The 14,323-nt window shown below is 62.3% G+C and carries 13 protein-coding genes; 7 read left to right on the top strand and 6 right to left on the bottom strand.

Annotation, left to right across the window (positions count from 1 at the left end; translation table 11 throughout):
• Nucleotides 1–73: 73 nt before the first annotated feature.
• Nucleotides 74–4,864, bottom strand: coding sequence for a UDP-forming cellulose synthase catalytic subunit (gene bcsA / locus IFJ82_RS02530; RefSeq protein ID WP_062809547.1), 4,791 nt, complete (start codon nucleotides 4,862–4,864; stop codon nucleotides 74–76).
• A gap of 863 nt (nucleotides 4,865–5,727) precedes the next feature.
• Here bcsA and IFJ82_RS02525 point away from each other — a divergent pair.
• The gene (locus tag IFJ82_RS02525) at nucleotides 5,728–6,423 is read left to right on the top strand and encodes a TetR/AcrR family transcriptional regulator (protein ID WP_003621569.1); all 696 of its coding nucleotides are present in this window, start codon (nucleotides 5,728–5,730) and stop codon (nucleotides 6,421–6,423) included.
• Here the strand turns inward: IFJ82_RS02525 and IFJ82_RS02520 are convergent.
• Both IFJ82_RS02520 and IFJ82_RS02515 read right to left on the bottom strand, forming a co-directional pair.
• Entirely contained in the window at nucleotides 6,413–6,736 is a 324-nt protein-coding gene (locus IFJ82_RS02520; protein WP_192265506.1) for a hypothetical protein, read from the bottom strand. The two genes, IFJ82_RS02525 and IFJ82_RS02520, sit on opposite strands and share 11 nt — an antisense overlap.
• A 120-nt stretch (nucleotides 6,737–6,856) precedes the next feature.
• On the bottom strand, nucleotides 6,857–7,087 hold the full coding sequence (locus IFJ82_RS02515) for a hypothetical protein (RefSeq protein WP_003621568.1): 231 nt from the start codon (nucleotides 7,085–7,087) through the stop codon (nucleotides 6,857–6,859).
• On the opposite strand from IFJ82_RS02515, the gene IFJ82_RS02510 reads away from it, so the two are divergent.
• Entirely contained in the window at nucleotides 7,080–7,805 is a 726-nt protein-coding gene (locus IFJ82_RS02510; protein WP_003621567.1) for a Crp/Fnr family transcriptional regulator, read from the top strand. The genes IFJ82_RS02515 and IFJ82_RS02510 overlap by 8 nt on opposite strands.
• 166 nt (nucleotides 7,806–7,971) lie before the next feature.
• On the opposite strand, the gene IFJ82_RS02505 is transcribed toward IFJ82_RS02510, so the two are convergent.
• Nucleotides 7,972–8,271, bottom strand: coding sequence for a hypothetical protein (locus tag IFJ82_RS02505; protein ID WP_192265504.1), 300 nt, complete (start codon nucleotides 8,269–8,271; stop codon nucleotides 7,972–7,974).
• A gap of 573 nt (nucleotides 8,272–8,844) precedes the next feature.
• Nucleotides 8,845–9,939 (bottom strand): hypothetical protein, encoded by a 1,095-nt coding sequence (locus IFJ82_RS02500; protein ID WP_141313027.1) that lies wholly within the window; start codon nucleotides 9,937–9,939, stop codon nucleotides 8,845–8,847.
• Nucleotides 9,940–10,651: 712 nt separating this feature from the next.
• Here IFJ82_RS02500 and IFJ82_RS02495 point away from each other — a divergent pair.
• The 3 genes from IFJ82_RS02495 (at nucleotide 10,652) to IFJ82_RS02485 (ending at nucleotide 12,693) form a co-directional block, all read left to right on the top strand.
• Nucleotides 10,652–11,530: an aldose 1-epimerase family protein gene (locus tag IFJ82_RS02495; RefSeq protein WP_192266292.1), complete on the top strand. Its 879-nt coding sequence runs from the start codon at nucleotides 10,652–10,654 to the stop codon at nucleotides 11,528–11,530.
• A 152-nt stretch (nucleotides 11,531–11,682) separates the two neighbouring features.
• Nucleotides 11,683–11,877: a hypothetical protein gene (locus IFJ82_RS02490; protein ID WP_003621563.1), complete on the top strand. Its 195-nt coding sequence runs from the start codon at nucleotides 11,683–11,685 to the stop codon at nucleotides 11,875–11,877.
• 213 nt (nucleotides 11,878–12,090) lie between these two features.
• Nucleotides 12,091–12,693 carry a hypothetical protein gene (locus IFJ82_RS02485; RefSeq protein WP_062809552.1) on the top strand — a complete coding sequence of 201 codons (603 nt, stop codon included), beginning with the start codon at nucleotides 12,091–12,093 and terminating at the stop codon, nucleotides 12,691–12,693.
• Between the two features lie 23 nt (nucleotides 12,694–12,716).
• Here the strand turns inward: IFJ82_RS02485 and IFJ82_RS15650 are convergent, their stop codons facing one another.
• Nucleotides 12,717–12,839, bottom strand: coding sequence for a replication/maintenance protein RepL (locus IFJ82_RS15650; RefSeq protein WP_220376162.1), 123 nt, complete (start codon nucleotides 12,837–12,839; stop codon nucleotides 12,717–12,719).
• 297 nt (nucleotides 12,840–13,136) lie between these two features.
• Here IFJ82_RS15650 and bluB point away from each other — a divergent pair, with 297 nt between their 5' ends.
• Together bluB and IFJ82_RS02475 are read left to right on the top strand one after the other, a co-directional pair.
• A complete protein-coding gene (bluB, locus tag IFJ82_RS02480; protein ID WP_192266290.1) occupies nucleotides 13,137–13,775 on the top strand; it encodes a 5,6-dimethylbenzimidazole synthase in 639 nt (212 codons plus the stop codon).
• Entirely contained in the window at nucleotides 13,775–14,284 is a 510-nt protein-coding gene (locus tag IFJ82_RS02475) for a hypothetical protein (RefSeq protein WP_192265502.1), read from the top strand. The genes bluB and IFJ82_RS02475 overlap by 1 nt, the downstream gene beginning before the upstream one ends.
• Nucleotides 14,285–14,323 lie beyond the last annotated feature (39 nt).

The following is a 14,323-nucleotide window of genomic DNA, read 5'->3' as shown; positions in this document are numbered from 1 at the left end:
GCCGCCCCAGCGCGACATCATGCCCGGACACAGCCCCGGACATATCCCCGGACATATCTCCCGACGCATCGTATCAGTGCGATGCGTCGGTCGTGTCCTTGACCCGGGCGGCTTCCTCCAGACGATGCTGCGCACGGCGGCGCAACAGCCGCACGGCCGCCGCCGCCACAAGACCCGCCCCCACAAGACCCAGCACATAAAGCGTGAGCGGACGCGTCCCGAGATACCAGTCCAGCCACATCCACCACGGCAGCGATCCCATCGTGAAGGTCGGCGCGGTGCGATAGCTCGTCAGCCTGTCGCCATTGCGCAGCACCAGATCACCCTGGATACGCGGCACGTCCTCCTTGCTGCGCAGGCCCATGACCAGATCATGCATGCGCGACGGCGTGTCCCCCATCAGCGCCACGACCGACCGGTCCGAACGATAGGGCGACTGCGCACCCAGCAGGACGCCCGCACCCGCGATGGGTGCATTCAGGTTGGCCTGAACCCCGTCCTGCAATCCCGCATGGTCATGGTCCTGGAACAGGTACCAGATCCCCTGCAGGCCCATATGCTGTCCCACACGGATATGACCATCCGTCAGTTCATACGGCGCACGCGTCAACAGTTCCTCGAACTTTGGCGCATCCCCCGCCGTCGCCAGAATCAGGATGTCCCCCTGCGGCGGGTGTTCGGACAGGTCGTTGACATCGGCCACCTGCACGCCAGAGGCCGGATACCACGTGGTCGCACCGAAAAAGCCCATCAGGTCCATGAACGTGCCCGCCGTGCCCGCATCAATATGATGGGGCACGACCACCGTCGTTTCCGACAGGTCGGCCATGCGCGAGAACGGGAACGCCGCCTCTGCGAAATAGGACAGGTTGGGCAGGCGGGCGAAATGATAACCCCGGCGGAAATCCAGCCACGAATCGGAATCCACGCTCATGTGGATGTCATCGGGGGTGCGACGGCACACACCACGGTCGATCGGGCGGGCGTCAAAGCTGAACTTCAACTGGTTCTGCCCGAACAGGAGCCATGGCGGCAGGGCGGCGGCATGTTCCACCGCGCCGGCATGCTGGTTCACCAGCCGTTCAGACCATGCCGCCCACAGGCTTGGCGGCTTGAGCGTGAAGCTGTCGAGGTAGTTGTTATTCAGGTGGACATCAAGGCGCGATGTCTCCAGATCCACCACCGGGCCACCGGGCGTGCGCACCCACAGGTCGATCGGATAGGGCCGGTTGCGCCATGAATACAGGTCGGGCGGCAGATGGAACGGCAGCGCCATGACCGGCGGCGCGAACCCGCCCCCCTGCAGGTCGCTTGCGGCGACCAGTTCGCCAAAGCGTACCGGGCGGTCCGTGGGCACAAAAGCAGGGGCGTCATACGGATGGCGCGGCTGCAATGTCACGTCATTGACCACCTTCGTCCCCACCGCACCCAGCGTGTCGGACGAGAAGGCAAGCACGCGGGCCGCGACCTCCACTTCCTGCGCGTTGCGGCCGGTCAGGACAAGGATCGTGCCCAGCCGGTCATTGGGGTTTTCCACTTCCGACAGGGTCGGCCCCGTCGGGCGGGTGCCACGCGCGTCGATCGGCAGGTTTTCCCCGATCGCAATCGCATTGCCCGACGCCGGGATCGTGGTGGAAACGGGGAACGATACCTTGCGGAAATCCGCCAGCTTGCCAAACCATGACGCCACAAGCGCCGATGCCTTGAGCATCCCGTGCGCATCGGGATTGGGCATGACCACCGGCACACGCAATGGCGTGCGCAGGTTGGGGTCATAGAACGGCGCGGGCAGGTACGACAGCTTGCGGTCGGGGGCGATGCGCGTCGTCGTCAGCGTCACGGTGGAGAAATCGGAAATACGCGCCCACAGCACCTCGTTATAGAGGTCGTTGCAGTCACGGCGATATTCCCCCGCGAAGTGGAAGTTCAGCTTGTTGTCACCCGTGAAATAAAGCGGGTCGATGTCAAAGGTGATCGGCCCGAAACGCGGATGTTCGGGATCGACACGGATCGTGCCGACATATTGTTCATTCAGCGTGACGCTGACCGCACTTGCCTCCGGCAGGAGGGAGGGCGACAGCGCGCCCGACAGCGTGATGCGCGCACGCGTCACCACCCGGTTGGCGGGCACGATGACATCAAGCCCCTGCAACGGCGAAAACCCGCGCAACGTCAGCGGCCCGGTGGCCAGACCCAGGTCGCGGAAGGTGGAGGTACGCGTGATTTCGCCATCCGCGACACGTGCGGCGTCGGCGGGGTCGATGGGCGGGGCCGACGGGTCGGCGGGCAGCGCGCCGGTGTTGGTATCACCAAAGGGCGACGCAGGCGACACGCCCGTACGTTCGGACAGGCGTTCGCGCATCTGTTGCGTGGCAGGCCCCGTCGGCAGGGACACCGCCGTCGCGGCTGGCAGCAGTTCCCCGGCAGAGGCAGGCGCGATCTGCGGCGGGGTGGGCAACGTCCCGGGCGGCTGCGGCAGGGAGGGCGGCGGCGGCGCGTTGACCGGGGGCGGTTCCACCGGGGTGGCCCCCTGTTCGGTTGCAACGGGCGTGGCACGGGAAGGAGCCTGCGCAAGCGAAGGCGCGATCGCGGCCGGCAGTCCCAGCAGCACGATGAGCGAAGCCGTGGCGCCGTGGCGGGCGCTCCGTCGGACGGGTTTCAGCACGAGGCTCTTCTTCTCCAGTTTTTCTTCTTCGACATGTTCGCTTTCCGCCAGCGGCGCTTCCTGCGGGGCCTGCCAGCGGAACAGCCGCTGGCCACGGCGGAACAGGCCGCCGATACTGCGCAGGACCATCAGGAAACTGCGCACGGGACGGTCGGGCTGAAAATCGCCCCAGTTGGACCACGCATCGTTGCGCCCGAACATGAACTCCACGATCTGGCGTTCCACGTCGAGGTCATCGACACTCCATTGCAGGTGCAGCTGCCCCGGCTTGGAAAACAGGATGACGGCGGGGATGCGCACGTCGATGCCGTCTTTTTCATTGTGATACAGCATCGTGACGCGCGTTTGTGTCGGCAGGGCATGTTCCGTCGAAAGGCGCGCCGCAATCCCCCCCAGCGAGATATCGCTGGTATGGGCATGGTAATGCTGCCCATGTTCATCAATCAGCGTAATCGGCAGGGTTGCGCGCACGCGCGGCTTGTGACGGATCTGGCGGGTTTCGCGCCCCACCGCGATGGAGGCGAGGACGATAATAAGGCTGACGGCCACCCACAGCGTATTGAGCGCAAAGGACTGCAACGCCAGTCGGTCATGATATTCCCACATCATCCCGCCAATGCCGCGCACCAGCGCCAGCGCCAGGATCACCGCCAGAATGACATTGGGATAGACCGCGTTAAGGTCGAAATACTCGCTCTGCAACAGGCCGCCCTTGTCCGTGACGTTGAATTCCCCCTTGCGCGGGTTCAGCAGCGTCATGATCGTCACCCGCACAAGGAACAGCGCCAGCGTGGTTTCGTAGATCTCGCTCCAGAAGGAATAGCGCCACCGCCCCTCCACCCGCGACAGCGTGCCGATGGAATGAAAGACATGGGGGAAGGCATAGACAAGGATCGCAAAGGGCGAGGCGGCGATGATGTTCTGTCCCAGAAACAAGAACGCCAGCGGGGAGGCAAGGAAGACCAGACGCGGGATCGCGAACAGGAAGTGCGACATCGCCGAAAGATAGCAAAGCCGCTGCTGCCACCGCAGGCCGGACCCCAGAAGCGGATTGTCCAGCCGCATGATCTGCAGCATCCCGCGCGCCCAGCGCACGCGCTGCCCGATATGCAGCATCAGGCGTTCGGTCGACAGCCCGGCGGCAAGCGGCTGGCGCAGATAGGCGGTATGCCATCCCTCGCGCTGCATCTTGAGCGCGGTGTGCGCATCCTCCGTCACCGTTTCGGTCGCGAACCCGCCAATGCCCAGCACCGCCGAACGGCGGATCGCGGCGCACGACCCACAAAAGAACGTGGCGTCCCAGAAATCATTGCCGTCCTGCACCAGCCCGTAGAACATGTTGCCTTCGGGGGGCACGTTCTGCCCGGTGGCAAGGTTCCGCTGGAACGGGTCGGGGGAATAGAAATGGTGCGGCGTCTGCAACAGCGCCAGCTTTGGATCGGCCATCATCCAGCCGATCGTCTTTTTCAAAAAGCCGCGCGTGGGAATATGGTCACAGTCAAAGATGACGACATATTCCCCCTCCGTCACGCGCAGGGCGTGGTTGAGGTTGCCGGCCTTGGCATGGTTGTTCTGGTCACGGATGATATAGCCCGCGCCCGCCTCCATCGCGAAGGCGTGGAAGCTTTTGCGCCGCCCGTCATCAAGGATGTAGACATTCAGCTTGTCCGCGGGCCAGTCGATGGCAAGCGCACCCAGAACGGTGGAGCGCACAAGCGACAGTTCCTCGTTATACGACGGCACATACACATCGACCACGGGCCAGTCGGTGGTATCGGCAGGCAGCGGCAGCGGTTTGCGGTCCAGCGGCCATGACATCTGGAAATAGCTGAGGCACAGCGTCAGCAGCGCATAGAGTTCCGCCGCCACCAGCAGCAGCGACAGCGCCGCCTGCAAGGGTGAATGCAATTCCAGCGTCGTGGTCAGGCGCCATACCATGTACCGAAGCGACACCAGCAGGGACAGCATCATCAAAAAGCAGGTGACGCCGCGCCCCTTGCGTCCCTTGAGGAGCAGAAACAGCCCAACCGTCCCGCACGTGACAAAAGCCTGGCTGGTGGTCGATATCGTGACCCCGCCGGCCATCAGCATCAGGAAAACCCCGACCGCCATCATCACGAAAGGGGACGCGGCGGAAACGGCGGGCACGCGCGCAAGCTGCTCAAGACGCAAGCGTTTCAGGATCGCCCTGTATATCATCGCCCGTACATCGTTTCGGAATTCCAATAAACTGAGATACACCCGTCCGCCCGGAACATCCCGGACACTGTCGGCCACCCTTCAAATCCCCGGGGACAGCCGGGACCGGCCCCGACATCCATGCAATCTGCCTGCGAACCCGTGCCGGAATCAGGCCGGACCGGCCTTTGCACCTGCCGCACCCACATCAGGAACAACGTGGATGGCCCCTTGGATCGACACCTGATTCCAGACGTTTGTGAACGCTGTTAATATTGGTTAAAAAAGCATCTACCGACCACCCCAGAGCGTGTCAAGCAACATAATTCACGCCCATGGACGAAATCGGGTCATGGCCATCATATCGACATAATCACATGCAATGCAGCATGCTGCCTGCCTGTTGCCCGGACTGTATCAGCACATTGCACGCGCCAGGGCAATGCCGCGACAAGAAGGAATAATTTCCTGATTTTCCCGCATTGCCTGCATGGACTTCCGGGCTTTGTGCATGCTTTAAGGGTTAACAGGCCCAATCATAGGAATTATTTCACGCCTTACCAATCTGCCCCTTTTCCACGTCACGGACCCATCCAAACGCGAATCAGGGAACCGACGACAGGTTATCCCGCTTCAGAGACCCATGACATGCCACAGATCAAACTTAACTATTTTTTACATTAAAGATCCGTCCGAAGGGGTGGCATGAATGGCCCGGCGCCATTTACACCCCCACCTTTCGTCGGCATGTGCGTTTGTGGCATGCCCTTTGACATGCCCGTGGGGCAAACATCGCGTGGCCCGTGCGTTACACGATTCCCAGACCAAGGCCACGTAAAGTCATGGATATGCAAGAATCTGATATCAGAAATGCAATACCTGACATGAAACAGACCCCTTCATGGCCCCGCCCGATGCCGCGCCCGTATCACAAGGGCAATGTGGCCGAAGACCTTCGCCTGACCACGCTGCGTATCTTGCAGACGGAACGGCTGGAGGACCTGTCGGTACGCCGCCTGACGCGGGAGGTACGGGTCGCGCCTGCCAATTTCTACAACCACTATGCCTCGCTCAACATGCTGCTTGTGGAAATCGCGGCGGATTGCCTTGATGAATTTTCAGAGGTGATTGGCCATATCGTCCACCGTTCCACCAACCGGCACGACGCGCTGAAACGCACGATCACGCATTATGTGGAATTCGCATGCCGCCATACGCAGCTTTACCGCGTGATGTTCGGCTATCTCAGCGACACGGCACAGCACCCGCGTTACTGCCGGGCGGCACAACGCACGTTCAACCGCCTGCGCGACCTGGTGGAGGCAGACGTGTTCCCGCCCCCGCAACCGGTGGACGCACCGTCCGACACCGCGGCCGCCCCCATGCCCGACGATGCGACGCATGTGGGGCACTGCATCTTCGCCATGAGCCACGGGCTGGCGGGGATGATCGCGCAGAATCTCGTTGCGTTGGAACAGGGGCGCGAGGACAGCATCCGCACCTTTGTCGAACGCACCATCGACCTGTTCACGCATGACCGCCTGACGCAGCAGCCCGCGTCGTACCCGATCAAGGTATAGGCCCCACGGCATACGGCGTGGGGCGTGGGGCACAGGTGCGCGCACGGGCCGCCGCACGACATCGTGAAAATCTGCTGCTGACGCTTTTCCCAAAAGGTTCAGACCCCGTCACCTGATGGGAAAAGCCCGCCCCGGAACATTGGTTTCCACCACCGCCATGCCCACCATCGCACCGTAGCCAGCCCCCGACCGCACAGAACCACAGGACCATAAACAACAGGGCCACAAACACATGGACCACGCACGGGGCCACGCACGGGTCCGCACGCCATGTGGCATCAGCCGCCATGACCGGTGTTACAGCATCAGGCACGTGCAGGTGAGTGATGTTACACAAAATGTTTTGCAAATCTGTAACAACAATGGATATTTACCAAAAGTAATTTTAATTATTAATGTATTTTTTAAGAATCTTTAAATAAAAATACATAATTTATTGACATGTCCCATGTGTGATGCTGATATTCCCATGCCAATCCCGTGCCGACATTTCACGTTCGCGCCCACATTCATCCAGCCGCGACATCCATGACGGTTTTGCCCGTCCCTGTCGCGCCGCGGCCCGCAACGCATGATGGCCGCGACAGACCTGCACAAGAAAGGCCGCCCCGACGGTCTGCCTCCCCTTTTCACCGGCAGAAGAAGACAGCATCGTGATGCGCACTATTTCTCCCTCATCCCCGGCGGATCACAACGGCACACCGTCCTTTCCCACCTCCTTTCCCCCGATGCCTGACCGCCTGTGCCGCGACATCGTGGACTTTTGCAACAAGCACCACACCACCTGCCGGGAAACGCGTTTCCATCCCAAGAGCATCATCATCGAGGAAAGCGCCACCGCGCATTACACCTTCCTTGTCCGGCACGGGACGGTGAAGCTGTCGAAATCCATGCCCAACGGCCGCAGCCAGATCGTGGGGTTTGTCGGCAGTGGCCACATCCTGGGCACCAGTTCGCAGGACGTGTACATGTTCCAGGCAGAGGCGATCACCGATGTCACGGTCAACAGGCTGAGCCGCACCATGTTCGAGGACATCCTTGTCAATGCGCCGGACATCCTGTCACGCCTGCTGGAGGAGACGACGGCGCAACTGGTGATGATACAGGACCGCCTGCTGGCGCTGGGGCGCAAGACCGCGCGGGAGAAGCTGGCGTCTTTCCTGCTGCGTGAGGCGACGCGCAACAATGGCAGCAACATCCATCTTCCGTTCTCGCTCCAGATGTCGCGCGCGGACATTGCGGACTATCTTGGCCTGTCCACGGAAACCGTTTCGCGCCTGATGAGCATGTTTCACCAGGAAAAGGTCATTCACCGTTCCCGCCAGGTGATCCAGTTGCTGGCGCCATCGCACCTGGCCGCCATGGCCTGCACCATCCTGTAGGCTCCTCCCCTCTTTTGGGGAACCGGCGCCTGACGCCTGATCCCCCGACACAGCCCCCCCGGACGTGTCATTCGGGACGTGTCAGTCGGGGCCTTGCGATCGGGTCCATGCCAACGCAGGCCATATCGCGTGGCAAAGACGACATCGGGGACATTCCAGATGCTGTTTAAAAAGTCAGGCGCGATAACACACTGAAATGATAAAAGTTTTTGGTGAAGCTTTTTCCAAAAAGCTTCAGAAGACGCCGCCTTTTTCGATCGAAAGGCGGCACCCAAAAACTTTGCCTATTTTCTATCAATGATGTGTTTTCAAACAGTCCCTCATCAATGTTTGTGATGTGGGCCGCCCGCGCTGGCGCACGCAGGGACAGGGACAGGGACAGGGACAGGATGTGCCATGATCCCTGCCACGCGGCCACGATGGGGAGGAGAATAGCGGGGAGGAGAACACCGGGCGGAACATCCATCGGAACAAACCGGGAAATGCCGCGTGATCCCCCCGCAATCCCCACACCCGACAAACTATACACAAAGTTATCCACAGACCTGTCGGGAAATATGTTGGCAAGTCGTACGGAACACGTTCTGCGACGAATCAGAAAAATGGCGGAAAACCGCCACGGAATCGCATACCACCCCAAAAGGGGAACGGTTATATGACCAAGCAGGCCAAGATACGAGTCCTGTTTGGTAAAAAGAATCCACACCCGCCATCCGCCCACCCCACACCCTGCGCAATGCCGTGCCCCGCATCATGGCCACGACTCGTGAAGGAAGCTGTGTCCACCCCTTTCATGCGGGCATTGCATCGCACGGCCGCCCGCTCGCCCCCCGAAAAGCTCCCCCGAAGCGCGCCCCCCCCAGATGCGCGCCCAGATGCGCGCCCAGACCGCCGCCGCCCTCACCGGTCCCGAACACACAGGTCGAAAACACATCTCGCAAGCACCGCCCGCAAAGACAGACCGCAGCCACAGGCCCCGGATGTCCGCCCCCTCCGCCTGCCGCGACCTGCCGCCGCCGCCAGAAGGGCGAAGGCATGTTCAGGGCACGATGCGCGCCATGTCACGGGCATGGGGCGACAGGTGGGCGGCCCGCACCACATATTCGTCGGCGGGACGGTCCGGGTCCTGCACCGCCATGGCAAGGTCGCGCACGATACGTGTCGCAACCCCCATACGGTAATGCAGCGGGTCCCAGAAACTGTCACGCACATCGGCGATGGGACCGGGAATATCGAAATCCACCACGATGCTGTTGGGCACGCGGGCCATGTCCGCGATGATACGCGCCCGGCACCGGGCAATGGCCGTGGCGCGGGCAGGGCCTGCATGCACCTTCATTTCGCGTGCGACAGGGGGAAACCAGACGATCTTGAGCGTATCATCCGGGATGCGCGCCAACAGCCGGGGCAATAGTGCGAGTGAGGGGGACAACGCGACCGGCGCGGCGGGCGACGCAACCGGCGTGGCCGACAGCCACAGCGCGAAATTCGCGCTGACCCGCGCACGATCATATTGCGCGTCATCGGGGACAAAGCTCTGATACCCATCCGCCCCTGCATGGTCCGCCTTCAGCCCGAATTGGTAAAGCGTCTGGTTCACGGCTTCTTGCAACGCATACAGGTCGAGCATATGCCCATATCGTTGCCATGACGGGGCGGTATAGGCCCATTCCGGCCACTGTTCATGCGGTCCACGCGCGGCGTCGTCACCGGACAGGCACCACAGATGGTCAAGGTCGAGCATGATGACCCGTGGTGCGGGATGGGCCTGCATGAACACCCCAAGCAGCCGGTCCTGTTCCCATGCCGTGGCGTTATTCATCGCGAGGTTGACGAAACGCGCGTCGAATTCCGCCCCCATCGCATCGGGCCGGATCAACCGCCCGGTTGAGGTCCCGATCATGGCCGAATCAAACCGTCCGGCCCGTGCCAGCGCGCCCATGGTGTAACGCGCGTTTCCCCCCGTCGGCACGCGCGACAGCGGCAGATGCACCGGCAGGACATCCCACGCATCCACACCTGCGATAAAGGCGAACATCCCCCCCACCCCCGAGAGCACAACCGCAAGCAGCACGATGGCAAAGCTACGCCATGCCCGAAGGGAAGAAGAACAGGAACGGGACTCTATATGCATGGTGTCTGATGGCGGCGGTGCGTCGGGCAATGGGGGGAGGGGCGATGATGTGGGGCACCCGTCGTCATGCCTGCGTCGGCCCTGTCCTGTGGCTGTGGCTGTGGCTGTGGCTGTGGCTGTGGCTGTGCGGCTGCCGGTTTTTTATCGTCCGGCCTACATCCTGGCAAATATCAGGGACGTTTTGAAAAGGCAGGATGCATCCCCCCACGGACATCATAAACATTCCTGTCCAGGCTTTGCGCGGAATGTTTTGAACGACATCCCCTTTTTGAAAAAAGACATAGGCCGGAATTTTATCATTCCTTATCAACAGGGTGTTTTCAAAAATACCCTGTCGGGACGCACCGTAACCGGGATATTGACGACAGCCATGACAATGGCCGGATGCAGTTCCCTGAGGTGCCAGCAAAAAGATTCACCCGTAAAAAGATTCATCGGAAACCTGCATAATCTCACGACGCCCCGGTGCCGGAACCTGTATGCGCCACCGCCGTCAGACGATCCTGTATGCTGTGTCATGACGACGAAACGGCACGACAGAAACGGCACGACAGTGGCGGCACGACTGCGGCGGCATGATAATGGCGATACGCTACACCAACACGACACACCGATACGCTACACCGATACGCTACTGGCGGCCTGCGTGGGGAATCGGGCATTCTGCCCACACGATGCGTGCAATGCCGCACATGACAGAAGGAAACACGCGATGAATGAAGATGTCAGCCACAGCTTTGGCGATTCGCGCCTGCACGCCACGGTACGGGTACATGGGGCGGAACTCTGCGCGCTGCATGATGTAATCGCGGGGTGCGACCTGCTGTGGAATGGTGGGGCGGCATGGAAACGCCATTCGCCCGTGCTGTTCCCCATTGTCGGGCGGCTCGACAACGATACGGCCCTGTTTGACGGGCACGCATGCCGCATCACGCAGCACGGCTTTGCCCGCGACATGGATTTCCGCTGGGTCGAACGCACGGCCGATGGCTGCGTCCTGGAACTGGGGGATACGGCGCAGTCACGCGCGATCTTTCCCTCTGCCTTCCGGCTGAAGATCACATACCGCATCGCCAATGGCGCGCTGTCGGTGGAATATCATGTCATCAATCCCGACCCGGCACGCACGTTGTCCGCCTCGCTCGGCGCGCATCCGGCCTTTGTGTGGCCCCTGCGTCCCGATGTGCCAAAGGACGCGCACATCATCGAATTCGATCAGCCCGAACCCGAAAATGTGCGCCGCGTCGCGGGTGGCCTGCTGTCGCCCGACCTGTTCCCCACCCCCATCACGGGCCGCGAACTTGCGCTGTCCGAAGACCTGTTCGCGGCGGATGCGCTGATCCTCGACCATCCCGCCAGCCACGGCCTGACCTATCGCATCCCCAACGGGCCGGGCCTGCGTGTGACGTGGAAGGGCTTTCGCCAGCTTGGGCTGTGGATGAAGCCGGGTGCGGATTTCCTGTGCATCGAACCGTGGTACGGCATGAGCAGCCCGCAGGATTTCCACGGCGAATTCGCGACGAAGCCCGGCCTGTTCCACCTGCCGCCAGGGCAGGAATGGCACGCGAAATGGACCGTTGCCCCGGTCTGACGCCACACAGGGCACAAGCCTTGCAAAAACATCATGGGACGGGGGAAGGGGCTGCGAAAATATCATATTGTCAGCAGCGAAATCCGGCGTAGCGTCCGCCACAGGAGCAGCTTGCGGCAATCGTGCCCGCCAAGGCTCATGGAAACGCTCAGATGAGTACTTTTCACCTTGCCCCCGCAACCGGCCTTCCCCCCGGCACGCAGGAAACCCGCCATACGGCCGCAAACGTGGTCGCGTGGTTCGCCGCCGCGTTCAAACGTCGCGGCATGATGGAGGTCGCGACACTTAACAGTGTTGCGGTTCCCATGTCGGCCCGCACGGCCGTGGAGGCTGCGAATCGCGGCTGAGGTTCCGGCCCTGTCGCGCCACCGGCCCCGTCGGGGATGGTGTGGCGCGATAAAGCGCATCGGGGATAATGCTTTTCCATGTCCATGGTGCCATAATGTGTGGCGGCGCAGTAATGCGCCGCCACATCTGTTTTCACCACCCGCACCACAGCAGAAGGAACCCCGTGTGAGCGAGCGATATGCAAGCGGGCGATACAGGCACGGACATTCGTGATGGCACGCCGTTACGTACGCCGGGGCGCGATTGCCACCCTGTCGGGTCTGCTGGTGTGCGTGCCCGCCGCGACCGTCATGGTGACATCCATGCCCCCCGCCGCCCATGCCGCCAGCGTCGGCATCCCCGGCCTTGGCGATTATGCGCAGTTCGGGGTCAACGTCACGGGCAATGGCTCCTTTGGGCGATGCACCGTACAGGTCACATTCGACGCCGCGCGTTTCGCCGCCAGCGCGAAGGTACTGGACAGCATGGGCATCCTCGACAATGTCGATACGACGCTGCTGCGCCGGCGGACCAATTTCTACATGCGCGTCACGGCGGAAGAAATCGCCCCCATCGTGGTGGACCATGCCTTTCAGCGGTTTGGCCATACCGACCTGTGCCATTTTGAATTCACATCGCATGACGGGTGGATGTACGGTGGGGGGGCAGGGACGCTTTTCATGAAATTCACCATCACCGGCCGCACCGCGACACAGGTGGACTGGTACAAGGCCAGTTTTGATGAACTGCATGAAGTGGCCAGCGGGTTCTGGGAAGACGCAGCATTCGCCGGCCCGGCACAGCCGGAGGAACCGGCATTCGGACGCCGGTATTAACGGACCCGGTACGTACGGACACATTACAAATCGCCACCTGGAAACACCCCTTGAGAAGAGATGACAAAAACTCCGGTCGCTACCTTTTTCAATCCTGCGGCATCTTGCAGTGCTTTTTGAAACAAGCCCCCGACGGTTTTCATCATCCCCTTTTCTCATCCCCGTGGGATACGGCCCCCCGCGTTGCACACATCCACCGGATGGCAGGCCCCCGACGGCAGGCCCCGGCATGATCGGGCTCCCCACGATGTTTCCCGATGGCGCCTTCCCTCGACACCAGGGACACCTGCCGAAACCCTGGCAGAGGGACAGCATCAGGGATGACACGACCGTCAATGGATGAAACCCGGTTTCCCCTTTCAAACGGCCCCATGCCAGCCGCAGGCGGCATTCCGGCCATCGGCACATCGCGCCGCGATCCCACCCCCCACAAAGGAAGCGTCATGACCCAGCCCGGATTTTCCGGCACGTTCACCAAGGAATTTGAAACCCTGCTGCGCTGGCGGCGCGACGTGCGGCATTTCCGGCGCGACCCTGTGCCCGCCCCGGTGCTGGATGGGCTGCTGGCGACGGCATGCCTTGCCCCTTCGGTCGGGCTGAGTGAACCATGGCGCTTCGTCCGGGTGGATGACCCCGCACGCAGGCAGGCGGTGCGCGATGATTTCGCGCGCTGCAACGCCCATGCGCTTGCCGCGCGCGATGGGTCCGACGCCAGCGATTACGCGCGCCTGAAACTTGCGGGGCTGGATGACGCCCCCCACCATGTCGCGGTGTTTTCCGACAATGACCCGACACAGGGACGCGGGCTGGGCCGGGGCACCATGCCCCAGACCACCACATGGTCCACCGTCATGGCCATCCATACCTTCTGGCTTGCCGCGACGGCGGCGGGCGTGGGCGTGGGGTGGGTGTCCATCATCGACCCGGCGCGCGTGACCGCGATGCTCGACATTGCGGCGCAATGGGAACTCGTGGCGTATCTGTGTGTGGGATATCCGCAGGACCCCTCCGACATGCCCGAACTGCAACGGCGGGGATGGGAACATCGTGACCCCGAACGCCAGCAGTGGATCGACCGCTGATGCCCCCGCCCCCCGCACACCATGCCGGACGGGGGGCGGGAATGGCCATCATGGCGGCGTGGGTGGCGATCATGGCGGCATGCCTGCCCATGGGCCATGGCGCGCGGGCGCAGGGATGGGGCAATGCGGGATGGCCCGGCGCGCTGTCCCCCTCCATGCCGGGCGTGATGCACCCGCAGGCCGCGACCGGTGCGCAGGCATGGCAGGGCACACTGGCGCATATGCGCGCGGCCCATGATGCGGCCCGTGCCACCTGGTCCGCCGACGCACATGCCGCCGCCGCCGCACGCCGGGACATGAACCGCCCCACCCCCGGTCGCGACGCGCCGGACAACACGGACATGCCCGATCGCACCCCAGATCGCAGCCCAGATCGCAGCCCAGATCGCACATCGGACGCTGCGGCCATGGGCCATGATCGCGACAGTCGCGATCCCTATGCCCAGGACTGGGCGCGTTTCACGAACGAAGAAGCCCACCTGCGCCAGCAGATACGCCACACGCCCTGATCGCGGCCCCACCACGCGGCATATGGATGAGACAACCGG

The sequence above is a fragment of the Novacetimonas hansenii genome (genome assembly GCF_014843995.1).
Lineage (GTDB): Bacteria > Pseudomonadota > Alphaproteobacteria > Acetobacterales > Acetobacteraceae > Novacetimonas > Novacetimonas hansenii.
The sequence above is the reverse complement of the archived record's forward strand: the minus strand, read 5'-3'. Positions and strand labels throughout refer to the sequence as shown.